Source organism: Secundilactobacillus sp. MJ173 (assembly GCF_059704265.1).
Map to the genome: position 1 here is coordinate 126,282 of NZ_BAAKGN010000038.1, position 24,550 is coordinate 150,831.

Here is a 24,550-nt window from a genome sequence, read left to right on the forward strand (position 1 = left end):
GATTATTCTTTATTCATTGGAGAAATAATTAGCGATGAACCCCCAATCAGCTTGTCAAGTCTCGCTGGGATCCGGTACAGCTTGAGTCGTCACATCAAAAATCTGAAACTGCGCCTCAAGCTGTTTTTCAATCCGCTCCGTTAAGTTATAGAGCGTCATCACGTCCATCCGTGCGTCAACCATGATCAACATTTCAACAATCAAAACATCACCATTATAGCGACTTCGAAATTCCCTGATTTGGTGAACCTCGTCAAATTGAACAATGGCAGCTTTGATTTGCTGCTCTAAATCCGGATCAACGTAATCCGCCAAATTCAACGTGCACTCTTGGAAAATGACTAGTCCGGACCAAAGGACAAAGAATCCAATAATGATGCTAACCGTACTATCTAGCCATGGAACGTCGAACCAAAAGGCCGTCAGAACTGTTACTAAAGTACCAAAACTGGTTGCCACATCGCCCATGCTATCCTTAGCAGCAGCGGAAAGCACCGCGTTTTTCAAACGTTTGCCGTTATGAAAGTTGAAATACCAGACCACCAGCATCAGAACAGTCGCAATCCCAGCGCCAAGGGCTGAATACAAATTAGGTTGCCGTCTTCCAGAGTCGCTCAGCATGACTTGAATACTTTGAATAATGATCTGTCCGGCCATAAATATGATGATCAAGCTGGTAATCAACGTGAAAATTGTCGCCATGCGAAACCGCGATAGTTGCATTCGGTCATCATTTCGGCCGTTCAACAACGGAATGCGTTTGCCAACTAAAAAGTGATCATCTGAATCGGTAGCCGTGTGCAACCCGACAATTAAAAATAAGGTAGAAATCACACCGGATAAGTTGTTCATTGCATCCGCTTTTAACGCCTGTGAATGTCCAATTGATGCTAACCAATACTCAATTAGGGTGATTATTAGGTAAATCGCAATATTGAACCACAGCGATTTAAGCGCGGTTTTCAGTTTCTTAATTTCTTGTTCTTCAATGGCAGAAAAATGTGCGCCTTCTCGTTTCAGATACTGGGCTAGATTGTTCACGGTGACCACCTCCCCTATTATTAACCCAGATTATAATCCCAAATTAGGGATTTCATTGCTGAGAAGTTTTTAGAGGGAAAGTAACACAAAAAGGGGCACAAATGTTCCATGTGAAACATTTATGCCCCTTATCTTTATAAAGTATATCTACTGTTCAATTAATCCTTTTCGTGAAGCCATTCTTCTGCTTTTTGATAAAGACCATCTTCATCTGCTTTACGATCAGTCCCCAGTAAATCTTGGCTGATTTCACCACCAGCCTTTATCCGGCCATAGGCTAAGAAGCGATAGCTACGACGTAATTTAGCAACATCTGCCGGATTTATCTTAAGGTCTTGCCCGGGAATGGCTGGTTGAATCTTATCGGCCTCATCAATTGCTGTTAAATTAACGATTTTCCACTCATTATCCCGTTTTTCAACGCGATAGATAAGTCGCATATATGATTCAATGACTGCTTCCACATCATTGATCATCTGCCAATGATTAGTAGTCGATGAAAGTTCAACATAAGCACGATTCCCATTTTGATGGACGATTGGCGTACCAAATCGACCCACGATGGGTAATGAATTATTGAAATCAGCCGGTTGCTTACCTAAAAAAGTGGAAACGGGTCCACTTTGCCAGCTAGTAGTAACAGTTGCATCCGGAAAATAGCAGTCGGCTGCTTCTTTAACGTGCCGTCCACGATACATCCGTTCTTTTAAAACGAGTTGACTAATTGTTTCAAAATCATTCATAATTGGCCACGTCCCTTTCAAATTTAACCTAAAGTAATGACTACCTTTTACACTTGAGAATCAAGTAGTCTATAATTGATAATAATCTACTTTATACTTACAATTGATAGTTGTCAATTATTTATAATCGTTTACTAGCTACTATTTTAAATTCTTAACTATTAAGGAAGTGATGACATGACAGCTCATAATAACGATGGTCTCGAACTAGAACAGCTATTTGCTGATCTTACCCAGGCCATCACCCCAAACCGGACATTGGACGAGTTCGGCCTAACGCGACTCCAAGCAATGACGCTAAAGAATGTCTACTCACGGCAAGGTATCAGCATGAGTCAACTCGCTGATATCACTGGCATTTCTCGGGCGCAACTCACCCGCTTGATCGCCACATTAGAAAAACGCCAGCTCGTTGAGCGTCGACATAACGAAGATAACCGTCGGATCGTCAACGTTTATGGTACCGAACAGGGTAAAACAACCATTCGCAATCACAGTCAGCTGATTGCTGACCGCATCCAGGCTCACACAGAAACACTTTCCGCAGACGAGCAAGCTGCCCTGACTCACCACTTGAAAGAAACGATCCGCCTCATGATCAAAGCTGGCATCATTACGCCGGATGAACAATCTCCACTGAATCAACTTCGCGAAAACCAAAAATGAAAATAAGGAAATACCGTTAGCCAGATTACAGTTCTGGTTAACGGTATTTTCGTCTACGACAAACTATTAGGAATCAATACGCGGTATAACTCTAAAACTTCTGATGCCGGTATAGGTTCCGATGCTTCAGCCACTTCTTGCGCAAAATTCAGCAGCGCGCCACCCAAAAACTCACTGATAAACTGCCTTCTAGCAGCTGGATAGTCCCGTAGAATCAGGATCTGCTGCGCCGTACCGCTTAACACTGATTGGACAGCTTTCCGGGTACCGCTCCACGAAACCAACCGAATCAAGTCAAGATGATCTTCAATTTCTGACACCACAACGTGACTGCTGTTCTCAAAGTTAGGTTCCGGTAAAGCATCAATTCGCTGCTCAAAATCAGCAATGACGATCAAAAAATGCACCACGATCACATCCGCTAGATTTTGATAATGACGATAGAATGTCGCTCGCGAGACCCCTGCTTCCTGACAGAATGCTTTGATTTCAATCTGTTCGAAGGGTATCCCAGCTTGATATTTCGCCACGATGGCATCAAACAGTTTCGCGTGGGAACGCTGTTTTCGCTGATCGATTTTTACTGGATTCGTTAAAAACGCTCTCGCCATTTCATCACTGTGACACAAGGCCCATATATGTCTTGTATCTTCCTTTCATCCGATTTTATTGCCCTCTATAATACTCAATGTAGCCTCAAAGTACAAATTAGGTTTTGAGATAAGGGAGTTAAAAATAATGAAAATTATTACAGTAGAAGAGCACTTTGAATCCGCTAAAATTACACAAGAAATCAATCAGGCAGTCGGTAAGGCCGCCATGCCAAACGTCAGCAAAGAAATGCTGCACTACATGCAAACAACGCTACCAACACCCGAAGTTATGCAAGATGTCACTAAAGAACGCATCGCTTTTATGGATAAATACGAAATCGACCAGCAAATCCTTTCGTACGGTAACTCTTCCCCACAGAACCTTGACCCAAAAGTGGCCGTTAAACTGTGCCAAGATGCTAACGATGAACTTGCTAGAGCGATTAAGACCAATCCAACTCGCTTCGCTGGATTAGCCGTTCTGCCCGTTGGTGATCCGACCGCAGCTGCGACTGAATTAGAACGGGCTATTAACGAACTGCACTTAAACGGTGTTCTGCTCAAGGGTAATTACCAAGGTAAATACTTCGACGATTCCTTCTTCTTCCCCATTTTTGAAATGGCCAGCAAGTTGGACTTCCCCGTTTACTTCCACCCGTCATTCATCGATCCAAGCGTGACTCAACACTACTTTGCCAGTGACAACTGGTCTGATGTCGTAACGGGTGTCCTCTCTACGGCTGGTTATGGCTGGCACATGGACGTGGGTGTTCAGGTTATTCGAATGATTGTCTCAGGTATCTTCGATAAACTGCCTAACCTGAAATTAGTTTCTGGTCATTGGGGTGAATTAGTGCCAATGTTCTTGGAACGGCTGGATGATGAACTGGATGCCTATGATGGATTGAAGAAGTCGTTTTCTGATTACTACCGTAACAACGTCTACATCACACCAAGTGGCATTCTAAGTAAACCGCAGTTGAACTTTGCGTTAGCTGAAATGGGACCAGAACACGTGCTCTTTTCAATCGACTACCCATACAAGCAGCCTGAAAACGGGCGGACCTTCTTGGATCATACTGATTTGACACCGGATCAATTGGCAGCCTTCACCCACGGTAACGCAGAACAAATTTTCCACTTAAACTAACATTTTAAAAACGAAAGGAATCTAACAGCATGTCATTAAATCCACAACAAATGAAAAACACCAGAAAGGAACTGCAACAAAACTTCGAACTCAGCGGTCTCACTAAGGAACAGGTCGCCACTGACCTGCATATCAGTCTCACCAAACTGGATCACCTATTCACACTGACTCAAAGTTCACTGAACGACCCTTGGATCCTACGGAATTACTTGATTGAAAAAGTCGAAGCAGTTGGTAAGACACCCGTTCCGTTCACTGCTTTAGTTGGTGACTGGCATCAATACTGGTTCTTGAACAGCCATCTGATTGATGCGCGGAAGATGTCGGCTGGAGATAATTAAGGTTAAATTACTGCTGAATCGGTTTTCCCTTTAATTTGCGGTATACTAAAACCGTTCAAAAATCTATTTGGGGAAGATGATTTTAATGGTGAAATCAAAACGAATCGTCGCTTTAACGCTTTCTGTAGGAATGCTTTTGCCAGTTTTCTCTGTACCACTAACTGCCAGTGCGAAGACAACTTATCTGCCTTCATCTATTCGTAGCCATCGCTGGTATCGGCTCACTGATGGTTCACAGGGTGGTTTTCACGATAAAACTACCTTTAAGGGTAATCACATGACAGTTAAGAGTTATGGTCATACCTATCACTGGTCATTAACCAGCTTAAAAAAGCATAGTAAATCAACTTATTATGGTCGCCTACATTATTCAAAAAAGTCTTCTGAGTTGATTAAGATTAAAATCGTTAGTTCAAAACACTTCGATTTTATTCCTAAACACACTCAAGGACTTTCAGGCAACTATAAGGCCAATGAAGACTTTGGCGCCATCATTTTCAAACGTTAATAAAAAACGACTCAATCCTAGGATTGGGTCGTTTTTTACTATCCTGCTGATTACATAATCAACGCCAGTACTCGATCTAAGTTAGCTTCAAAATCTTCTTTAATCGTTTGTAAATTCCCTGCTGACTGCGAATGAACCGAAATATTTTCACCCAGTACTAAATCAATCAGTAACTGTGTAGCTCGCCGCAAATCATTTTCATTCTCAATACCGCTTTTCAGTAATTGCGTAATCAAATTGTATAGGCCTTGAAACGCCTCGGCAACAGCGGGATGTTCCCGATATTCAGAAAGTAACCCTAAATCATTAATCAACTGTTGATCCTGATTACCAAAAACGATAATCATCGCTAATTTCTTTAACGCTGTTTGACCGGTTTCACCCATTAGGTGCTGATATAAATAAGCGAGCAGGTTCTGTAGGCTTTTTGCCATTGCTTTACCACGTAAATCGTCACTATTTTCCGCGTAACGATACATAGATTGTGGCTGGATATCTAATGCTTTGGCAACTTTTGTGATTGTCACTTCTTTAAATCCAGATTTACTTGCGATTTCTAGCGCAGCATTAATCACCAAATCATTGTTTAAAACTCTCTTTTTCATAACAACCTCCAAATTTTTTCAAAAAAACCTTGATAAACTTATTAACTAAGTTTATCATTACTTCTCGTAGTTTAGCAACTAAGTATTAAACTTAACGACTAAGTTTTCTTCGTTTAACATCACGATAACCCACAGGAGGCAGATGACAAAATGGCACAACAACACATCATTTCTTTAGAAGAACATTTCATTACTCCAGACTTTGAAACTAACATTAAAACTGGTGATACCCCTCAGGCAAAAGCCATTCGTCAGATTCTCGACCGCTGTGAAAACTTAGGCGACTCACGAATTGCCGAAATGGACGCAGCCGGTATTGATCGACAAATTATTTCACTTACGGCACCAGCCACTGAAAATATGACTCCAGAAAAGGCCGTTCCGCTAGCTAAAAAGACCAATGATCTGCTTGGAAAAGCGGTTTTACAGTATCCTGAACGTTTCGGTGGTTTTGCAACACTACCTACAAGCGCACCAAAGGAAGCAGCTGCTGAATTAGAACGGACTGTTAGCGAGTATGGTTTTTCCGGTGCCTTAATTAACGGTACCAGCCAAGACCGCTACATGGATGACCCCGATTTCGATCCCATTTTTGCCAAAGCTGAGTCATTGAACGTGCCGATTTATTTACACCCTGGGTTACCTTCGAAAACAGTTGTTAATGCTTGTTATCGCGGTAACTTTTCGGAACAAGTTACCGCACAGTTCAGCTCAGCAGGCTTTGGTTGGCACATTGAAACTGCCATTCACATTATTCACCTGATTTTAGGTGGTGTCTTTGACAGACATCCAAATCTAAAATTAGTGACTGGTCATTTGGGCGAAGGTTTAATGTTTGCTGTCCAACGGTTAGACACTCTGCTGCCACCAGAAATTTCTAAATTACAGCATCCTGTTAGTTATTACCTGCAGAATAACATCTACTATACGATTTCGGGTTATAACTCCGAACCGCAATTCCTGGAACTCTATTCGCAAGTTGGCGCCGATCACATTCTCTTCTCCGTTGATTACCCTTACGTTTCAATGGCGGATACCCGGAAATTTGTTGAAGACTTACCAATTGATCCAAACGCTAAGAAAAAAATTTTTGCAACTAACGCTGAAAAACTTTTAAACCGTAACTAAGTCCTTTACCTGGGAGGTAATCTTCATGAATGAATTAAACTTTGATCCAACACACACCGCTTTTGTCGGCATCGATTTACACGCTGGTCTTAATCTGCCCTATGCGCCATATACTTACCAGCAAGTAAGTGATAACGCCGTTAAGCTTGCTAACGCAGCTGCCAAAGCTGGTGCATTTATCGACCTCACTCAGATTCCAGTAACCGATGGCAAAGATCGTGTGATGCCAAAAACCGATATGGATTTAAAGACTGGCAATGCACCAATTGCGAAGCCAGAACTCTTACCAGAACTAGCCAAAATTGATGGTGTTCATTTCACTCCCAAAATTGCTTGGAGTGGTTTTTACGGCACTGATTTAGAAATGGAATTACGTCGCCGCCATATTGACACCATTATTTTATTCGGGGTAGCTACTGAATACGGTGTGGATACTACGGCCAGAGATGCGTATGATCGTGGCTATAACCAAATTTTCGTCGAAGATGCCATGACAGCATGGTCACAAGAAGCCCAGACTTTTGAGACAGAAACAATCTTCCCTAAAATGGGACAGGTACGCTCGACACAGCAAGTGATTGATGCTTTAAATCAAAATTAACAGTGCGAAAATGTTTCACATGAAACATTTTCCAACGAAGAAACTTAAAAATATAAAAGACGCATTCTCAGACCAAAATTGGTCAGAAGAATGCGTCTTTGCTGTTCACGCTAAAAGAATTCCCACTACATCGTTTCGTTGTAACTACCTTCAATTAAATCAGCTAAGTTATCAACACTACTAAATTTATCCAATCGCGCACTGATCCAGTGTGTTTTAGACATATGATACCCCGGCAGAAATCCCGGCTGAACTTGTAAAATGGAGTTCAGCTCTGGTTCGACTTTTAAATCAACAATATCGATTTCATTCGTACCTGGTAACCCAAGTTTGTTGGCTGGCACATTCATGACCAGACCAAACCATTTACCGTTAGGATGCCGAATAGCAACGTAGTCTGGAAAATGTTTGAAGGGTTTATCCACTTCCGAATTATATTCATTTTGACAGTATTCAATGAGTTCGTCTCGTGTCATACTAATATCACCTCAAGGTTTTTTATTTTCAGTATGTAAGTTGTACTGAATTGCACTTAAAAGGCTTTCTAAAAAGTACTTCATGCTTTAGTTTATCACCGTTTGTCGCGTTTTTCTCGCATCCACCGTTTTTACTTACCGCTACTCTGCAAAGCGTTAAAATAGTTGTAATGAAGGAGTGTGAAATCCATGACCACAACCATTGTCGGCTATCCGCGTATTGGCAGCCACCTTGAACTAAAAACAGCAGTTGAAGCCTACTGTCGCCATACGATTACCGCCACTGACTTAAATCAGGTTGCAGCTCAAATTCGCCAGCAAAACTGGCAAACACAAGCCCAAGCTGGTATCGACTGGCTACCCGTAAATGATTTTTCGTACGAAGATCAAATGCTTGATACTGCTGTACTCCTCAATATTATTCCGCAACGATTTCAGCAACTACGACTGTCACCGCTAGATACTTATCTCGCTATGGCACGAGGTACTCAAACAGCTACGGGGTTCCTCCCACCGCTAAAAATGGCAACCTGGTTTAACACTCGGTACGGCTATTTCATTCCTGAATTAGAAGATAGCACCACTATTCAGCTAACTGGAACTAAACCCTTCGATGAATTTAAGGAAGCCAAACAACTGGGCTACCACGCTCGACCGACAATTATCGGACCATATACCTTATTAAAATTCAGTCATATCATAGGCACTAAACAAATTTCTGATTATGTCGATGGTCTAGTGACTGCTTACGCTCAATTACTCAAGCAGTTTGACCAACTGGGAACTGATTGGCTTCAACTGGATGAGCCTGCGCTAGTATTAGCACCAACCAAGACTGATTTGGCATTATTCAGACATATTTATACTGCACTACTACCCCAAAAAAGTCGGTTGAAAATATTACTGCAAACTGCTTACGGTGATGTTCGAGAAGCATACACCCAGCTAATTTCACAGGATTTTGATGCTCTCGGACTCGACTTTATCGACGGTCAGCAAAACGAGAGCTGTATTCAAGAGCAAGGATTTCCCGATAACAAGATCCTCTTTGCAGGCATCGTTAACGGGCGTAACGTCTGGCGTACCGACTATCAAACCGTGCTGGATCAATTGCACAGATTACCAGTCAAAAGCGTGGTGCTCTCCACCTCGTGCTCCTTGCTGCATCTCCCGATTTCTTTAAAAAATGAAACAACGCTGCCTGATAATGTGCGTCCTCACTTAGCGTTTGCTGAAGAAAAGCTTGCTGACTTAGTTACCATAAACGACTTATTGGCAGGGCATCATTCTAATCTTCTCAAAACTAACCAGCAACTATTCAACCACTCACACGGTGCCGAAAATACTCGAGTGACCCAACGACTACATGCATTAACTAGTGCTGACTATCACCGCCAACCAGAACGTGCTGTACGCCAGCAACTGCAGCAACAAGCTGTGCCATTACCAATGCTGCCAACCACGACCATCGGTTCATTTCCACAAACCGCGGCCGATCAGCAACGCAAGATGGCCTTTAAACAGGGAAAATTAACCAAAGCTCAGTTTCAAGCCGCCACTCACAAGCGAATGCAAGCATGCCTCACAGAACAGACTAATCTTGGCCTAGATGTTTTGGTCACCGGTGAATACGACCGGGATGATATGATCAGCTACTTTGACCATCAGCTCAGCGGCTTTTTATTCACGGAGCATGCTTGGATTCAAACGTTTGGCACCTATTGCGCTCAGCCACCCATTATCTGGAGTGATATTACCTGGACGCATTCGATTACCGCATCAGAAACTGCCGCCGCTCAGCAACTAACGGACCGACCTGTAAAAGGTGTGCTAACCGGTCCCCTTACTCTGGTCAATTGGGCTTATCCTCGCGAAGACGTGCCCTTACGCGTGAGTGCCACCCAGATTGCACTGGCGTTACAAGATGAAGCGCGTGCTCTAGAAATGAACGGGATTCACATCATTCAAATTGATGAGCCCGCCTTTCGCAGTCATTTACCTTTACGGCGAACTGATTGGCGTACGGGATATTTCAACTGGGCAATTAAAGTTATCCAATTAGTATCGAGTCGGTTACAACCTACTACTCGCTTTCATATTCATATGTGCTATGACCACTACACCGACATTTTAGACGTGCTGGATCAGCTGGATGCCGATGCAATATCTCTTTCAGCTAAAGATCCAACACTATTAGATGCTCTGCACAATGCGCACTTCACCACTCCAGTAGGATTAGGCATGTTTGATACAGCGCAATTTAAACTTCCTGAAACCGACACATTGGTAGCCAAATTACAAGCCAACATTAAACAACTTGGATCAGATCACCTTTGGGTCAATCCGGATTGTGGACTAAGAACATTACCTGAGGCAGATGCATTAACTAGTTTAGAGCGAATGGTACAAGCTACGAGACAAGTTCGCAAAACAATTTAACAGTGTCCACTGGTATCGTCATCGGGTTAAGCAGTATAATGTTTATCTGTTGTATGTTTTATCGTCATACAAAACCGCAACACTTAAATAATTAATCAACTAGGAGTTTTCTAATGACCAAACCAATGAACAAAGTTTTAAAAGCACAGTTTTTTGTGGATGATCTATCCGACGATCAAAAAAATGTGATTACCAATATCAACGCCTATATTAAACAAGGACTCACTGGCAAGACCTCGTCAGTCGCCATCATTGAAGGTGCCGCCGGAACTGGTAAATCAGTCGTTTTGATGGAGCTAGTTCGCCAATACATGACGGACAAGCGCTACAAAACCTCGCTGGTGGTCAACCATCCTGAATTATATAAAGCCTACCGTGAAATGGGTTCAGCCATTCCTAACATGAACGTTAACACCATCCGCCGGCCAACCTCTTTAATCAACTATGCGCAAAAGAACCACGAAAAATACGACATTATCTTCGTGGACGAAGCGCACCTGCTGTATTCTAAATCAGAACCCTACGCCCATTATCGCGGTCAAAACCAACTGACCGATTTGATGAATTTGGCTAAAGTCGTCGTTGTTGTTTACGACTTTGATCAAGTCTTCCAATCAAAGATGTACTGGGACAAGAACCTGCTCTTCAAAACCATTGGCAATCACCCTTACAAGCAGTTCGACATGAACTTCCAGTACCGGATGGTGGCTAGTGATGAACAGGTAAAATGGATTAACGATTTAACCGAAGAAAAACCCATCAAACCATTCCCAGATAACAGCGATTTCGAATTCAAAGTGTTCGATAAAGCTGGCGAAATGTTCGAAAAAATTAAGGAACAAAACAAGAAATATGGTATGAGCCGTATGGTCGCCACTTCAGGTTTCCCACGAATTGACGGTCGCCATAACGTTGAAATGGATACTTTCAACTTACCTTGGGATGAATGGGACCCACAACGGACACCATGGGCTAAGCGTGAAGGCTCCATTACTCAAGTTGGGACCATTTACACCCTTCAAGGCTTCGACTTAAACTACGTCGGTATGGTGATCGGACCATCATTCGGTTACGACAAAGAAACAGACACCATGACCGTCATTCCCGAAAAGTATTCTCACAAGGAAGTCTTTAAGAAGCGGAAGGACATTAAGTTTAGTCGTGATGAATATAAGGCGTTTATTGCGAACGTTTTGAATGTGTTGATTAAGCGTGGTAAGTATGGGCTTTATCTGACGGCTTACGATGATGCTTTGCGGGCGCGGTTGCTGGAGTTGAACGAAACGGGTAAATAAACTCATTCCAACAAACTGAACTAAGTGCAAAATTAAAAACAGACCGAGAAATGATTTTTCTCGATCTGTTTTTTTAATTCAATTATTAAAAATTATCGTCGCTTATTTCTTAATAGTTTACGTGCCTGTTTCATCGAAATCACCTTGCCACCTGACACTTTAGTTGGCGTTTTAGTTTCGATAGCTTTTTCCCCACGCATTGCAGCTGATAACTGTTGCGCCCTTTGAGTACTAATAATACCAGCTTCGCCTACCACCGTGGCTAACTCTGCCAACACATCAGTAGGGTTAATATCTCGCTTACCTGCTTTTGAGTTTTGACGTAACCAATCGCCGAATTCGTACCACGATTCCGGCGTCCACTCACTTGGCTTTTGAAGATGCTGGGCATACATCACGTCAACAAATTCACATACCAGTCCACCTACTAGAGCTGCGTCCATCTTATTTTCTAGTGCAACATTCTTCTTGGTCAGCCACAACCGCAAGCCAAACTCTACAGCTTGCTGATGAACTTCAATGGCGATTTTTTTACGCCATTTTCGACCGTTAAATTCAGTTAAATGGTCCTCATTCAAATATTGTTGCTGGGGGTCTGGATCATAGATTTTAGCAACTGCAGCAAGCTGTTGGGGATTATCTAGAATTTCCGAAGAGTCATCACCTTCTAGAGGCTCATCGTCATCCTTAAAGTAGTCGTCATTATTGTCATACAATGCATCAATGCCGCCCTGCGCATTCAGTTCTTGAATAAATTTGTCGACAGCTGCTCGATCATTAATATCAATCCCCTGGCGTCTCATCTCTAATGCAATGGTCTTAGAAGGACCAAAATTGGTTTCATCTTGAGAGACCTCTAGCATATCAGGTTCAATGGCAGCCATGTAGCGTTGATAGTTCGCTGCTTTCTTGTCATTTAACCAACCACACTTAGCAACATAATCTAGAAACTGACTGACTTCAGGGACCAAGTACTGATAATCCTCATCGGAAAGATCAACATTGCTAACAAGATAGGTGCACATCACATCTCGCAACGCTTTTTTTGTCCAAGTTTTCGGTGTTTTGCGATGATAATCATAAATTTTTTCAGCTAAGGTCGACACAATCAGTTCTAATATATCTTGATCTACTTGATGTTGTTTTCGCTGCCACTCCGGACTTTCAAAATACGCCTGAAGCCATTGTTGCACATAATTGTTGATATCATGTGCAACGTACCCACGCCATTCTGGCAGTCCAGAATCTTGAAAAATAGTCTCGCTATCTATTGGCAGATTATCTGAACCCGGCGTTAATAACTGAAGATTTTCATCCTCAAATTGAGCCAAAAGCTTAACCATTTCTGGACTACTCAGTCGTAATTTCCCTTGCTTTGCCAGATACTCGAAGAAGGTGCTGTTAGAGTCATAGACTAAAGAAACTATCAAATCGCTGTCTGGGTCGCCTTGACTCGTTTCCAAAAAGGCGCTAAAGACGTCATAAATTTGCTGACCGGTCCACTTCCGAATATCACGGCCGTTCTCTTCAACGTTTACTTGATAAAAGCCCTTTATACTGTCAATAACAATTTCCTTTGGATACATGTCCAACTGTTTAAAATAGGCAGTTTTAGTGAAATCGTTTATTAAAGCATTAATATCCATCATAATCCCCCACTAGTTTGATCAATCAGCATGATGTTCGAACTACCATTCGTTTTCTCTAGTTTATCACATGATGAATCATGCTTTTTACAAAAATAGACGGAGAATCTATTTTTTCAATCCATTATCATCTATCACAAACGCTTTGACAGAGACATCTTTAGACGAATCTTAACTTAAATTCCTGTAACTCATCAGCGGTTTGCCCATCCGTATTGTAATGAGCTTTTAATTGCCAAAACTGGTTGCTAACACTGCTAAGTCGATATGAGTTACCAAAACTGCAAACCAATTGTTGGTAAATTTACTTCATACTTCAACATGCCAGCAAAGCTTTCGTCAAAGGTTACTTCCATGGATGCTATCCTCTTCATCTTGCTATTCGATTGATTTTCAACGTCTATTTAACCGGACGATACCTGCCATTAAATTCCTCTCGTCCCTCTTGCGTATACCTAGTTACAAAATCCGTTTTTGCGTTGGTGTAAGCGTCTCGATTATACTTGTACTTTTGCGCTAATTTTAATTTCAATTCCCCGTATTGTTTTGCTATCTCCGGATGCGCCATTAGATAATCACGAAAATAGAGTTCTCCCCAATCACCAGCTGGTTTGATGTGCAAGTGATACACCTTCTCTGCAAAGCCTGTTGGTGTGTACCCCTTGTTCAAATCAATGGTTTGTAAATCGTTATCTCTATCCATAACCAGCCATTTTAGTGGTTTCAGCTCTGAAATCACCTGGTTCAAATCATATGGCCTAACAAGTTCCAACAAAATATCAACTGTAGGCTTAGCTATTAATCCAGGAACAGCCGTACTGCCGATATGATTAATGCGATAAACAGCCGCACTGTGCAAATATTGGACTACCTTTTGTTTTTCGTCTTCATACCAAAGCTGATAATCCGGATTATGGCTTTTCAACACAATTGGGAACAGTTGCCAAAGCTCCTCAAGACTCATATCTGCCAGCCTTTTCATAACACGGTCTCTCCTCACTTATGATACGGACTGCCCTCATTAATCATAAATGCCCGGTAAATCTGCTCGGTCAACACCAGCCGCATCAACTGGTGAGGCAGCGTAAACCGCCCAAAGGAAATCTGAGTATCCGCCCGCTTCAACACTTCTGGTGCCAGTCCTAATGATCCACCGATCACAAAGGTAATATCAGAATGGCCGTAAGTAGTCAGGTCCTTGATCTCCTTCGCAAATTCTTCTGATGAACGCTCTTTCCTTAAAATGGCCAACGCATAAACGTATTCCCGGTCTTTAATTTTAGAAAGGATTCGTTCACCCTCTTTTCCCATGACCTGTTCCATTTCTGCGTCACTTAAACTTTCTGGTGCTTTTTCGTCTGGCACTTCCACAATTTCGAATTTGCAAAACCGCGATAGCCGTTTAGCGTATTCGGCAATTCCCTGTTTAAAATATTTCTCTTTTAATTTACCCACGACCACCAGTTTGATGTTCATAACTTTCCTCCACATTTTAAGTTGTCCACAAAGTTATCCACAACCCATTTTGTACTTAATTTGAATCTTTGTGGACAAAAATCTGTTTGCTAAAACCGAATATGCATTTTCATTGTATCGTACTTTATCGCTACTATTGTACCAATGTAAACGCCGTCATAGCAACGTTTTATTAAAATTTAGTTAGTGATATTTTCAAGTTATCCACAGGCTGTTAATAGTTTTTAGGAAACGCCTGGAGAAAATCAGTGATTGCGGTGTTTCCACCCCATTAAATGTTATCCACAAAGTTATCCACAGTTTCTTGTGGATTACTCACACTTCCGAATTTTCCACAGGGATAGCGCTTTCCTTATTCGACTGTATTTGCCTTATGTTCCCGTTAACTGGTATTTATCCCCTTGTTCATAACTCGAACATTCGTCTTTTTCAATAGAACTGAAAAGGCTGAAACCCGCAAAACAGGTTTCAGCCTTTTCTTCACATACGCTCTTTTTCTGATTATTGATTCAATTGTGATGTCGTTTCAGTCAATTTTACTTTAGCGGTCTTCTGATCACCATTGTGGTAGTACGTTACGGTAACGGTATCGTTGACCTTGTACTTATACAATAGATCTCTCAACGTTGAACTCGTACTGATCTTCTTACCATCTAAGGCAGTAATAACATCATATTTGCCGAGCCCAGCACGGCCAGCTGGTGTTGAAGAACCTGGTTTCTCCATAATGACAACCCCGTTTTCAACACTGGATGGTAACTTCAAGATCGATTTTTGCTGCGTCTTTGAAATTTCTGACAAATCAACGTACTTGATGCCTAATGCAGGACGAACGATCTTACCGTTCTTGATCAGCTGATTGATTACGGAAACCACTTCGTTACTTGGAATAGCAAAGCCCATTCCTTCAACACTGGTTCCTGTACCACTGCTAGCAAGCTTCATCGAATTGATTCCGACCACTTGGCCAGCAAGGTTGATCAGCGGACCACCTGAGTTCCCAGGGTTGATAGCAGCATCCGTTTGAATGACGGTTGCGTTACCAGTCTGCTGGTTGGTCGTCTCATCCGTCGTGGCCACAGTCCGCTTCTTGGCTGAAATAATCCCTTCAGTTAGTGAAGTGGCATACTGCGAACCCAGTGGAGAGCCGATTGCCAAAGCGGTTTCGCCGACCTTAATGTTATCCGAATTACCAAATGTGGCAACTTTAGAAACATCCGCGCTATTAACCTTCAATACGGCTAAATCAGTCACAGCATCTTTACCGACCAACTTAGCATCAATCTTCTTACCGTTACTCAAAATCACTTCAAGTGCATTAGAACCGGAAACCACGTGATTGTTAGTCACGATATAAGCACTGTTGCCAGCCTTTTTATAAATCACACCTGAGCCTTCTGAACTGGTTTGCAGACTGCCGCTAGACGATGAATCACTGCTTGAATCGCTGCCGCCTAAAATGCCGTTCAAAGTACTAGACGACTGATTCTCTTTTTGCAGATTAATGACCGAAACCACTGAATCCTTCACGTTTGAGAAGGCTTCAGAAGCTTGTGAACTGACATTCACTTTCATGTTGCTAGTAGAGGCCGTCCCCGACTTATTTGAGCCAGTTGGCACCGAAGTCGTATCACGGTTACTGATGTAATTAGCACCACCATACGCAATACCACCACCAAGTAAACCTGCTACTAACGCCGTTACAGCAACTTTAATAAGTAGTCCACGGTTATTGTTTGATTCTGGTTTTTGTTGATTATCCATACTTCCGCGCAAATCGCGCTTCCCTCCTTGTATGTCATCACAATTTAGGCAAAGTGATGAACGCAGTTATTTAGGTTGTGACGCAACCCCTAAACTTGATCAACCTACTGACTTATGCATCTATTGTATCGATGAGATGTGAAATTTGTTTGAATCTTTACTCGTAAAAAGGATAAGATTTTTCTAAAGATTTATTAAGCAACTAAAGGGTGACTAAGCCACTAGCCTTTTCTGGATCCGTATCCAAAATTTTAAAATCATGGTTCACGCCAAAATCATGGTCTTCCATGATTGAAGCAACGGTGAGATGAGCCAGTGACTTCATGTTATTTTCCTGACTGAGATGCCCAAGGAAAATCCGCTTGGTGTGGTTACCTAAAACGTCCATCATGACATCAGCACCGTCTTCGTTACTTAGATGACCCGTATCGCTTAAGATCCGTTGTTTTAGTGGCCATGAATAACTGCCCATCCGCAACATTTCAACATCATGGTTGCACTCCATTAAGTAAGCATCTGCATCTTTGATCACACCCTCGACATGATCTGAAACATAACCGGTGTCCGTGAGTACCACAAAGCTCTTACCACCGCTGTGAACGGCATAAAATTGCGGTTCAGCAGCATCGTGAGAGACTGTGAAGCTCTCAACGTCTAAGTCACCCATGCTTAGCACGGAATCAGGTGCGATAATGTTCTTTTGTTCCGTGGGAATTTTACCGATTTTGCTAGCCATCGCATCCCAAGTTCCCTGGTTAGCGTAAATGTCCATCCCGTAACGCCGTGCCAGCACGCCAACACCCTTACGATGATCCGAGTGTTCATGTGTGACAAAAAGCGAATCTACGTCGCTCAAGTCGCGTCCGATAGATTGCATGAGATTTTCGATTTTTTTACCGCTTAACCCAGCATCGATTAGGATCTTGTGCTCAGCGGTTTCAATATACGTACAGTTTCCGGTACTGCCACTGGCTAACACACTGACCTTTAAGCTGTCATTTTGCTCTTGCATAAACCGACCAACTTCCCTTTATTTATAACTACAAAAACCCCGCCAACATGGTCATTGGTAGGGCCGTGAATAAACTTATCCGTACTCACTTCTCAATGATTGTTCGTCGTTACTATTACAACGCATTTTACGCCGAAACGCAATCATTAAATATTGCTTGCAAGTGACTATGTGAGTGTAAAAATTTCTGAATTAGCATTACTTGTTTGATTATTATCGCCAGTCTTGATGACTTCACCCGTGTAAGCATTCACCCGTTTTAAAATGGTGGAAGATGAATTATTGAGCTTCACAGCAAATACCCAAGTTGGTAAAAAGACGTACTGTCCACGAGCAGTTAAGAGCCTTGTGTAAGCCAAGTGAACCCAGGTTACTTTGGCACCGTTAGGAATCTCATTGTACTGGTACAGCCAAGTCAACGCCCGTTCTTCACTAATCGTCTTGGAAGCTTCCTTCAACATTTTGACGTCTTCCAAGTAATTCTGGCTGTAACCGATAATCTGATTCTTACTGTTAAGATCAAAGCGGATTTGACAATAGCGTGAATAAATCGGCTTCTGTGCAACCCGTTGCACATAAATAATCTCACTCTTGCTAGATAGTTGCTCACTGTAACTATAATGCTTACCTTCAGCAATCAGTCCGGGATCCGCAACCACTTTATCTAAAGTCTGTTTAACCGATCCATTAGTTAACTTAAGTGGCTGTTTAAATTCACTCACCAGTTCATCACCGCTGAAACGGATATCCTGCTGCTGCAGTTCAGGTGCGTCCTGTCGCAAAGTGTTCCCGTTATTTCCTGAGAAATAATAGCCTTCATGCGCTTTGGTAGTCGGCTTACTATACGTAATTTGATCCTTCCGCATTTCTTCCAGAATATTGTTACTTCCTGAAGCAGTTGAATCACCAACGCTATTGCGGTTATACGACAGAAACAAGAGCACATCCATAGCGATAAAAATCGCTAAGAAAATCAACTGAATGCGTTTAAAATTCACGTCCGGCTACCCCCCTTCACTGTTGACCGAGTAGTTTACGATAATTTTCCCACTGATTACCAACTTTAACATACCAAGTTGGTGACAAATCAACGACTTTGGCCTGCGACTTGTCACGAACCCATTCATAACCTAGCTCAATACCTTGAATTTTACTTTCACGGGTACCTGATGCTTTCAGTTGCTTGATGAGCTCGCTAGTTGACATAATCGTGGCCGAATTTTGTATAGGCGGAATCGGTACCTGAAAACTATCCAATGAAAATTTCATTCGATACGAAGATTGGTCCAACACTTTCATTTGAATAGCACCAAAATCACTCTGATCAAAAACGGGTAACCCACCTGCGTATGTCCGGAAAACAGCGGTATCACTCCCCGAATCGTAGGAGTAAAAACGAACGCTATCCAGTGGCATCCCGACCATCACTAACTGCTCATAAATACCGTTCATCGTTTGTAAGAAGCTATTGCTCTTAATCTGAGCATTATAGTTGGTGAAATTAACCGTATCCGTTAATTGATCAACCGTCATATGCCGAAATCCGTGATCATCATAATCGATGCTATTTTTATGTCGCTTAATTTGAACATTACTATTTGAATTAGTGGTCATGATCCGGTTAGCATAGTAATCCTGCGTTTGCTGTGAAAGCTGATAACTATAAGTTCGCAACTTAACACTGTGAGGATAGTTTACGAGCACTTTACCATTAAGTAATTGAAAAGTGATCTGATGTTTGACCATTTTATCCGCTAAAACATGGCGCAGTTTATCAGCATGATTGTTCTTAAGCGTCACTCGAACGATTCGATAACCCTGATCATTTAACAAATAAAGGTGATTGGGATCGTTGAGTAACAACTGCATCCGGTTGAACTTCTGGTTTGGCACTTTCAATTGATTATTGAAGGCCTTGCGAAAGAAGTTAACCGAAATAGCAGAGTTATAATTCAGCAAAACAGTCCCTTTTCGCTTTAACTGAGCGAGATAGGTTTTGGAATTTCCTCGACTGACATTTTTAGCTTTTTCTGCCGTAAAATGACTCATTCTATCGCGCAAATCAGTCGCCACATTAACCCGATTGTTAGTTAATAGCTCCTGTTTACCTGCCGCATTAGTCGAAATGATTTGTGATGGTAAATAAATATCCTGAAAAGTCGTGTTGCTGGTACTATCAGAACTTTTAGTGACTTTCGTTCGACTGCTTAAATTAGAGTGAGCCGGGTTGGTCCATATCATACCCGAAAGGCCCAAACTGACTAGCACTGCTGCTACCAAACTCGTTGGCAGCCATAAATTTCTAAGCTTCATCCCAAAGATCATCCCCCTCATCGTAAGGTTCGTATGGCAGTGAAATATAGAAGGTAGAGCCATGTCCTTCACGACTCTCCACCCAGATTTTACCGCCTAACGACTGAATAACCTCCTTGGAAATGGCTAAACCAAGTCCAGTACCGCCTTGAGCTCGAGAACGCGCCTTGTCCACTCGGTAGAACCGATCGAACACGTGTGGGATGTCCGCTCGCGGAATACCCAGCCCCTGATCAGCAATACTGATGATCACGTTGTTATTTGTTTCAATCAAACGACAGGTAATCACACCGCCATCTGGCGAATACTTGATTGCGTTATTCATAATGTTATCGATCACTTGTGTAAAGTGGTCGGTATCAATTTCAACCCATAAATCACGTTTTGTGAACTCTCGTTTAATCGTGTAATGCTTATCAGACCGGTCTTTTTGTTCATCACTATCAATGATCATATCAAATCGGTTCAAAATATAGTTATATAACTCATTTAAATTAACCAGCTCAAGGTTAAGCTTCTGCGTACCTGAATCCATTCTTGAAAGGGTCAGTAAATCATTGATCATGCGAATCATACGATCTGTTTCTTCTTGCGTGACTTTCAAAAACTTCGGTGCAATCTTTGGATCTTTCCAAGCACCATCAGATAAAGCTTCTACGTATGAGCGAACACTGGTCAACGGTGTCCGTAATTCATGAGACACGTTTGAAACGAATTCTTTTCTATCTTGATCGATCTTTTGCTGTTCAGTAACATCGTGCAGCACGCAGGCTAAACCACTGATAAACCCAGATTCACGTTGAATCAGTGAGAAGTACGCCTGCAGGATCAAGTCATGGTCATCGGTGGAGAAATCCAGCATGATTTCATCCGGATCTTCCAACAAATCACGCAAGGTATATTGCTTGCGAATATTCAAAATATCCAAGATCGATTGTCCAATGGCCTGATCAGAGTCCACGTCCAAAAACTCCACCGCTGTTTCGTTAATAATCGTGACGTTCCCGCGACGATCGGTGGCAATCACCCCGTCAGTCATATGTGCCAAGACAGAATTTAACCGTCGTCGCTCAGATTCAGTGGACTCTTGAGCCTCTTCCACACGAACAGAGAGGTTATTAACCGCACTGGCTAACTGACCCAACTCGTCGTTTCCGTATACTTGAACCTGCCCAGAGTAGTCCCCTCGGGCGATTCGTTGTGTTTGTTCCTTCATTTCAGTAATCGGAACAGTAATTGCCCGGGAAATAACAATTGATAGAACTAGCCCCATGGCAATCGCGATTACAGCCGCAACAAGATAAATGGCAGTTACTTTGCTAATACTGTCATAAACACTTGCTAAGTTCGCACGAATGTACACAACACCAACGGAAGTACTGCTTCCGCTACTTTGTTTGATCAGTGGTGTGACCTTCGTGTAATAGTATTGATTTGTCGACGAATCAAACGTCGTCGTTTCACTTCCGGCACTGTTGTTATTATAAATGACCTTTTTAACGGTGTCGTCCGTCGTTTTTTGCCCAACGATCTGTTGATTATTGGCCTCATTTGTTCCCCGAATGGTGCCTTTATTATCAATAACAAGGATTTGTGCATTCGCCGTGCTAGGAATATTTGCATCAGACAGAAGAATGCGAATCTGCCTGTTAGAAGCGTTTGTGTTTGATCGTGATAACTGGGTCGTTAAGTTCGTACTGACATAGCGCTGCAGTGAAATTTGGCTCTTAAATTGCCGCAAATTCTGCGTCTCCAGCTGCTGAACAAAAACGGCGCCGACAATTTCCAATGTAATAATGAGCATCATCGCGAATACGAACGCGATTTTGAATTGTATCGAATGATACCATTTAATTTTTCGTTTCACGCTACCGTTTACCCCTTAAACGCCTTGCACGCGTAGAATTACGCCTGACCGGACTCACTTTCAGTATTTCGTAAATAATAACCAACCCCACGACGAGTTACTAACCAAGTTGGGTGACTGGGACTATCTTCAATTTTTTCACGAAGTCGACGTACAGTGACATCGACCGTTCGTACATCACCAAAATAGTCGTAACCCCATACCGTCTGAAGTAAGTGTTCACGAGTCATCACTTGACCAATATGTTGAGCCAAGTAATGAAGCAACTCGAATTCACGGTGGGTTAATTCAATATTTTGACCCCGTTTCGTCACAGAATAGGCATCTGGATGGATCACCAGATCGCCAATTTCAATATCCTTATTTTCTTCCTCTTCAGGCTGAGCTGCGTTAACGGTATTTTGCCGACGCAAATTAGCCTTCACACGGGCAACCAGTTCACGGTTTGAGAATGGTTTAGTGACATAGTCATCCGCACCAAGTTCTAGGCCGAGAACCTTATCTAGCTCTGAATCCTTGGCAGTCACCATAATAATCGGCATATCATGCTTCATCCGTACCTGACGGGCAACTTCCAGCCCATCGATCTTAGGTAACATTAAGTCTAGGATAATCAAATCTGGATTAACTTCTTCAACTTGTTTAAGTGCTTCTTCACCATCGTGGGCGACAACCACTTCGTATCCTTCTTTAGTTAGGTTAAATTTTACAATATCAGTAATTGGTTTTTCATCATCGACAACGAGAATAACTTTTTTCATCTGAACATGTCCTCCTTCAGATAACGATTCGTTCAAGTATTATAGTTTTAGTTTTAGGTGCTTTTCGGTCATTCCTACACAGTAGCACGAGCCGTGCAGGTGCATTCAAGTAATGGCAGACACATTTAAATAATATCTGCACAAAGCTTATTATATCACAGTATTTTACATTACGCGAAATGGTGAAAACTGGCTTGTATCAAGTGTTTATCGCATAAATGACAAAACATTTGTATGTTGCAATCAATTTCAGGAAATGAGTCTACATTCATTCAAAGTATTATTTTTTTGAATATTTTGCTACTTTTTTTCAAAAAATAGTTGCCAATCACTTTTTATCATGATATATTAGTAAACGTTGATTAAGACAGGTGCTTAATCGCAAGGTTAATAAGACATGGGCAGTTAGCTCAGCTGGCAGAGCAACGGACTCTTAATCCGTGGGTCCAGGGTTCGATCCCCTGACTGCCCATAACATGCAACACACCACTAATCAGTTTCCACGCAGTGCTTGACACCGGGGATGCTGATTTTTTTGTACTCTAAAATTTGATTTAAAAAATCTAAACAACATTCAAAATGACATTCACTTAACACATATTAATAAAACAATAATTCGTCGGTCGAATGGGCGCATCCGTTAACAGCGGATGCTTTTTTCTACTTATTATTCTTACCATAATCTATGTTTCTTACCTGCAACAAACACTAAACGGCGTGACTCCGGTAGAATACCGAAATCACGCCGTTCAACGATGCGCATAAATTCTTAATACTTAGTTGTTCACTTCAGGAACCGACCTTCAGTCTTTTTTAGTTCATATATAACGCAAATTTTATTATAACTTTTTTTCCATGCCTTCCATTGGAGCTAAACTGTTTTGATAATCTTGAGTAGCATCTGCATCAGTTGTAAAGTGCATAACTGACGTGAAATCAGTAGTGAGAAATGTTTGCAAGCCGTACGGAATAGCCAGTTCATCCATATCCATAGGACTTATTTGAGTACGAATACTTGCTTCATCACCAGAAGCTACTTTTTGAACCCATTGCGGTTCACGAAGTAGTTCCCGACCAATAGCAACCAAATCCGCACCATCTGCTAAGGCTGCTTCGGCATCAGCAGGTTGTTCGATTGAACCAATACCGATCAAAGGTACAATTCCTTTAGTATGGGCAGCAAACTGTGACAACAAAGTTTGCTTATTGGTTTTATCATTGAGAGAGGTTCGTTGGTAACTTGCCATCGATAAATGAACGTAATCTACCTGCTCTTTAATTTGATCCACAAAATAAAGTGAATCTTCCAATCTAATACCAGGTGTTTCGATTTCTTCAGGGGATAACCGATAACCTAGTAGAAATTGTTTTGGGGCGTATTGCTTAATGACTGACTGGACATTGTGAATCACTGCCAGTGGTAGTCTTAAACGATTATCACGCGAGCCACCCCATTTGTCCGTTCGCCGATTGGAATTAGGGGAATAAAATTGTTGTAGTAAGTACGTGTTGGCTCCGTGCAATTCCACGCCATCAAAACCAGCTTGAATCGCCCGACGAGTAGCACTGCCGAAATCAAGAATAAGCTGGTCAATTTCTTCACTAGTCATTTCACGAGGGGTTTCTGAATCAGCTGGATAAGTGGCTGCAACAGCACTAGCACTAACTGGTTGATTGCCACGCAGAATTTTATGGTTAGTCTTACGACCAGCATTGAAAATTTGTAAAACGGCTTTCGTACCTTGTTGGTGAATTGCATTAGCCAGTCTTGTAAGACCAGGTAACATATCGTCACTGGCTACAGAAAGTTCACCCTCGAAACCTTTCCCAAGCTCATCAACATTTGCGACACCAGTAATGACCATTCCGGGACCAGCTGCTCTGGCTTTATAATAGTTGATCTCATCACCAGTAAGCATACCATTATAAAAACTACTCATTGTGGTCATCGGTGACATAACAACATGGTTCTTTAGCACAAGGCCATTCTTAAATGTGAATGGTTTTAAAAATGAATAAGCTGACATCTCGACATCTCCTATATATGTTATAGTAGCCAGTATAGATACTACAGATATTTCTACAAGTACGCACTTTAAAGTGCTATACTACCCAAAAAGTAATA

The 24,550-nt window shown here is 42.0% G+C and carries 23 protein-coding genes and 1 tRNA gene; 9 read left to right on the forward strand and 15 right to left on the reverse strand.

The window, feature by feature from the left end; genetic code table 11:
• Positions 1-54: 54 nt before the first annotated feature.
• On the reverse strand, positions 55-1,041 hold the full coding sequence (locus AC6H04_RS06805) for a cation diffusion facilitator family transporter (protein WP_497570981.1): 987 nt from the start codon (positions 1,039-1,041) through the stop codon (positions 55-57).
• Between the two features lie 158 nt (positions 1,042-1,199).
• Positions 1,200-1,784 carry a hypothetical protein gene (locus AC6H04_RS06810; RefSeq protein ID WP_497570982.1) on the reverse strand — a complete coding sequence of 195 codons (585 nt, stop codon included), beginning with the start codon at positions 1,782-1,784 and terminating at the stop codon, positions 1,200-1,202.
• 177 nt (positions 1,785-1,961) lie between these two features.
• On the opposite strand from AC6H04_RS06810, the gene AC6H04_RS06815 reads away from it, so the two are divergent.
• On the forward strand, positions 1,962-2,450 hold the full coding sequence (locus tag AC6H04_RS06815) for a MarR family winged helix-turn-helix transcriptional regulator (protein WP_497570983.1): 489 nt from the start codon (positions 1,962-1,964) through the stop codon (positions 2,448-2,450).
• A 53-nt stretch (positions 2,451-2,503) separates the two neighbouring features.
• On the opposite strand, the gene AC6H04_RS06820 is transcribed toward AC6H04_RS06815, so the two are convergent.
• Positions 2,504-3,061: a hypothetical protein gene (locus AC6H04_RS06820; RefSeq protein WP_497570984.1), complete on the reverse strand. Its 558-nt coding sequence runs from the start codon at positions 3,059-3,061 to the stop codon at positions 2,504-2,506.
• Between the two features lie 127 nt (positions 3,062-3,188).
• Here AC6H04_RS06820 and AC6H04_RS06825 point away from each other — a divergent pair, with 127 nt between their 5' ends.
• The 3 genes from AC6H04_RS06825 to AC6H04_RS06835 all read left to right on the forward strand — a co-directional run bounded on the left by AC6H04_RS06825 (position 3,189) and on the right by AC6H04_RS06835 (position 5,042).
• On the forward strand, positions 3,189-4,193 hold the full coding sequence (locus AC6H04_RS06825) for an amidohydrolase family protein (RefSeq protein WP_497570985.1): 1,005 nt from the start codon (positions 3,189-3,191) through the stop codon (positions 4,191-4,193).
• A 29-nt stretch (positions 4,194-4,222) separates the two neighbouring features.
• Complete coding sequence (locus AC6H04_RS06830; protein ID WP_497570986.1) at positions 4,223-4,534, forward strand: DUF2316 family protein; 312 nt, start codon at positions 4,223-4,225, stop codon at positions 4,532-4,534.
• An 85-nt stretch (positions 4,535-4,619) separates the two neighbouring features.
• The gene (locus tag AC6H04_RS06835) at positions 4,620-5,042 is read left to right on the forward strand and encodes a hypothetical protein (protein ID WP_497570987.1); all 423 of its coding nucleotides are present in this window, start codon (positions 4,620-4,622) and stop codon (positions 5,040-5,042) included.
• 50 nt (positions 5,043-5,092) lie between these two features.
• Here AC6H04_RS06835 and AC6H04_RS06840 read toward each other — a convergent pair whose 3' ends face one another.
• Positions 5,093-5,647 carry a TetR/AcrR family transcriptional regulator gene (locus AC6H04_RS06840; RefSeq protein WP_497570988.1) on the reverse strand — a complete coding sequence of 185 codons (555 nt, stop codon included), beginning with the start codon at positions 5,645-5,647 and terminating at the stop codon, positions 5,093-5,095.
• Positions 5,648-5,797: 150 nt separating this feature from the next.
• On the opposite strand from AC6H04_RS06840, the gene AC6H04_RS06845 reads away from it, so the two are divergent.
• Together AC6H04_RS06845 and AC6H04_RS06850 are read left to right on the forward strand one after the other, a co-directional pair.
• Positions 5,798-6,775: an amidohydrolase family protein gene (locus tag AC6H04_RS06845; protein WP_497570989.1), complete on the forward strand. Its 978-nt coding sequence runs from the start codon at positions 5,798-5,800 to the stop codon at positions 6,773-6,775.
• 25 nt (positions 6,776-6,800) lie between these two features.
• A complete protein-coding gene (locus AC6H04_RS06850; protein WP_497570990.1) occupies positions 6,801-7,376 on the forward strand; it encodes an isochorismatase family protein in 576 nt (191 codons plus the stop codon).
• A gap of 125 nt (positions 7,377-7,501) precedes the next feature.
• Here the strand turns inward: AC6H04_RS06850 and AC6H04_RS06855 are convergent, their stop codons facing one another.
• A complete protein-coding gene (locus AC6H04_RS06855) occupies positions 7,502-7,852 on the reverse strand; it encodes an MmcQ/YjbR family DNA-binding protein (RefSeq protein WP_497570991.1) in 351 nt (116 codons plus the stop codon).
• A gap of 189 nt (positions 7,853-8,041) precedes the next feature.
• Between AC6H04_RS06855 and metE the strand changes: the two genes are divergently transcribed.
• The gene (gene metE / locus AC6H04_RS06860) at positions 8,042-10,291 is read left to right on the forward strand and encodes a 5-methyltetrahydropteroyltriglutamate--homocysteine S-methyltransferase (RefSeq protein ID WP_497570992.1); all 2,250 of its coding nucleotides are present in this window, start codon (positions 8,042-8,044) and stop codon (positions 10,289-10,291) included.
• A 125-nt stretch (positions 10,292-10,416) separates the two neighbouring features.
• On the forward strand, positions 10,417-11,586 hold the full coding sequence (locus AC6H04_RS06865) for a DUF2075 domain-containing protein (protein WP_497571018.1): 1,170 nt from the start codon (positions 10,417-10,419) through the stop codon (positions 11,584-11,586).
• Positions 11,587-11,678: 92 nt separating this feature from the next.
• On the opposite strand, the gene AC6H04_RS06870 is transcribed toward AC6H04_RS06865, so the two are convergent.
• The 9 genes from AC6H04_RS06870 to yycF all read right to left on the reverse strand — a co-directional run bounded on the left by AC6H04_RS06870 (position 11,679) and on the right by yycF (position 22,425).
• The gene (locus AC6H04_RS06870; RefSeq protein ID WP_497570993.1) at positions 11,679-13,232 is read right to left on the reverse strand and encodes a hypothetical protein; all 1,554 of its coding nucleotides are present in this window, start codon (positions 13,230-13,232) and stop codon (positions 11,679-11,681) included.
• Between the two features lie 400 nt (positions 13,233-13,632).
• Positions 13,633-14,214: a GrpB family protein gene (locus AC6H04_RS06875; protein WP_497570994.1), complete on the reverse strand. Its 582-nt coding sequence runs from the start codon at positions 14,212-14,214 to the stop codon at positions 13,633-13,635.
• Positions 14,215-14,228: 14 nt separating this feature from the next.
• Positions 14,229-14,708 (reverse strand): 23S rRNA (pseudouridine(1915)-N(3))-methyltransferase RlmH, encoded by a 480-nt coding sequence (rlmH, locus tag AC6H04_RS06880; protein WP_497570995.1) that lies wholly within the window; start codon positions 14,706-14,708, stop codon positions 14,229-14,231.
• Between the two features lie 501 nt (positions 14,709-15,209).
• On the reverse strand, positions 15,210-16,472 hold the full coding sequence (locus AC6H04_RS06885) for a S1C family serine protease (protein WP_497571019.1): 1,263 nt from the start codon (positions 16,470-16,472) through the stop codon (positions 15,210-15,212).
• Between the two features lie 202 nt (positions 16,473-16,674).
• Positions 16,675-17,484: an MBL fold metallo-hydrolase gene (locus AC6H04_RS06890; RefSeq protein ID WP_497570996.1), complete on the reverse strand. Its 810-nt coding sequence runs from the start codon at positions 17,482-17,484 to the stop codon at positions 16,675-16,677.
• Between the two features lie 167 nt (positions 17,485-17,651).
• A complete protein-coding gene (locus AC6H04_RS06895) occupies positions 17,652-18,482 on the reverse strand; it encodes a two-component system regulatory protein YycI (protein WP_497570997.1) in 831 nt (276 codons plus the stop codon).
• Between the two features lie 16 nt (positions 18,483-18,498).
• On the reverse strand, positions 18,499-19,797 hold the full coding sequence (locus AC6H04_RS06900) for a YycH family regulatory protein (RefSeq protein WP_497570998.1): 1,299 nt from the start codon (positions 19,795-19,797) through the stop codon (positions 18,499-18,501).
• A complete protein-coding gene (gene walK / locus AC6H04_RS06905) occupies positions 19,787-21,604 on the reverse strand; it encodes a cell wall metabolism sensor histidine kinase WalK (RefSeq protein ID WP_497571020.1) in 1,818 nt (605 codons plus the stop codon). The genes AC6H04_RS06900 and walK overlap by 11 nt, the downstream gene beginning before the upstream one ends.
• 98 nt (positions 21,605-21,702) lie before the next feature.
• Positions 21,703-22,425, reverse strand: coding sequence for a response regulator YycF (gene yycF / locus AC6H04_RS06910; protein ID WP_098823502.1), 723 nt, complete (start codon positions 22,423-22,425; stop codon positions 21,703-21,705).
• 399 nt (positions 22,426-22,824) lie between these two features.
• On the opposite strand from yycF, the gene AC6H04_RS06915 reads away from it, so the two are divergent.
• Positions 22,825-22,897 (forward strand) — tRNA-Lys (locus AC6H04_RS06915).
• Positions 22,898-23,264: 367 nt separating this feature from the next.
• Here the strand turns inward: AC6H04_RS06915 and AC6H04_RS06920 are convergent.
• Entirely contained in the window at positions 23,265-24,452 is a 1,188-nt protein-coding gene (locus tag AC6H04_RS06920) for an NADH-dependent flavin oxidoreductase (RefSeq protein ID WP_497570999.1), read from the reverse strand.
• Positions 24,453-24,550 lie beyond the last annotated feature (98 nt).

Bases quoted from the DNA above. Each gene is read 5' to 3' on its own strand.
- AC6H04_RS06840 (WP_497570988.1), bottom strand. From the start codon at position 5,647: ATGAAAAAGAGAGTTTTAAACAATGATTTGGTGATTAATGCTGCGCTA.
- AC6H04_RS06875 (WP_497570994.1), bottom strand. From the start codon at position 14,214: ATGAAAAGGCTGGCAGATATGAGTCTTGAGGAGCTTTGGCAACTGTTC.
- AC6H04_RS06885 (WP_497571019.1), bottom strand. From the start codon at position 16,472: ATGGATAATCAACAAAAACCAGAATCAAACAATAACCGTGGACTACTT.
- AC6H04_RS06855 (WP_497570991.1), bottom strand. From the start codon at position 7,852: ATGACACGAGACGAACTCATTGAATACTGTCAAAATGAATATAATTCG.
- AC6H04_RS06920 (WP_497570999.1), bottom strand. From the start codon at position 24,452: ATGTCAGCTTATTCATTTTTAAAACCATTCACATTTAAGAATGGCCTT.
- AC6H04_RS06870 (WP_497570993.1), bottom strand. From the start codon at position 13,232: ATGGATATTAATGCTTTAATAAACGATTTCACTAAAACTGCCTATTTT.
- rlmH (WP_497570995.1), bottom strand. From the start codon at position 14,708: ATGAACATCAAACTGGTGGTCGTGGGTAAATTAAAAGAGAAATATTTT.
- AC6H04_RS06890 (WP_497570996.1), bottom strand. From the start codon at position 17,484: ATGCAAGAGCAAAATGACAGCTTAAAGGTCAGTGTGTTAGCCAGTGGC.
- metE (WP_497570992.1), top strand. From the start codon at position 8,042: ATGACCACAACCATTGTCGGCTATCCGCGTATTGGCAGCCACCTTGAA.
- AC6H04_RS06835 (WP_497570987.1), top strand. From the start codon at position 4,620: ATGGTGAAATCAAAACGAATCGTCGCTTTAACGCTTTCTGTAGGAATG.
- AC6H04_RS06850 (WP_497570990.1), top strand. From the start codon at position 6,801: ATGAATGAATTAAACTTTGATCCAACACACACCGCTTTTGTCGGCATC.
- AC6H04_RS06820 (WP_497570984.1), bottom strand. From the start codon at position 3,061: ATGGCGAGAGCGTTTTTAACGAATCCAGTAAAAATCGATCAGCGAAAA.
- yycF (WP_098823502.1), bottom strand. From the start codon at position 22,425: ATGAAAAAAGTTATTCTCGTTGTCGATGATGAAAAACCAATTACTGAT.
- AC6H04_RS06810 (WP_497570982.1), bottom strand. From the start codon at position 1,784: ATGAATGATTTTGAAACAATTAGTCAACTCGTTTTAAAAGAACGGATG.
- AC6H04_RS06825 (WP_497570985.1), top strand. From the start codon at position 3,189: ATGAAAATTATTACAGTAGAAGAGCACTTTGAATCCGCTAAAATTACA.
- AC6H04_RS06900 (WP_497570998.1), bottom strand. From the start codon at position 19,797: ATGAAGCTTAGAAATTTATGGCTGCCAACGAGTTTGGTAGCAGCAGTG.
- AC6H04_RS06815 (WP_497570983.1), top strand. From the start codon at position 1,962: ATGACAGCTCATAATAACGATGGTCTCGAACTAGAACAGCTATTTGCT.
- AC6H04_RS06845 (WP_497570989.1), top strand. From the start codon at position 5,798: ATGGCACAACAACACATCATTTCTTTAGAAGAACATTTCATTACTCCA.
- AC6H04_RS06865 (WP_497571018.1), top strand. From the start codon at position 10,417: ATGAACAAAGTTTTAAAAGCACAGTTTTTTGTGGATGATCTATCCGAC.
- AC6H04_RS06830 (WP_497570986.1), top strand. From the start codon at position 4,223: ATGTCATTAAATCCACAACAAATGAAAAACACCAGAAAGGAACTGCAA.
- walK (WP_497571020.1), bottom strand. From the start codon at position 21,604: ATGATGCTCATTATTACATTGGAAATTGTCGGCGCCGTTTTTGTTCAG.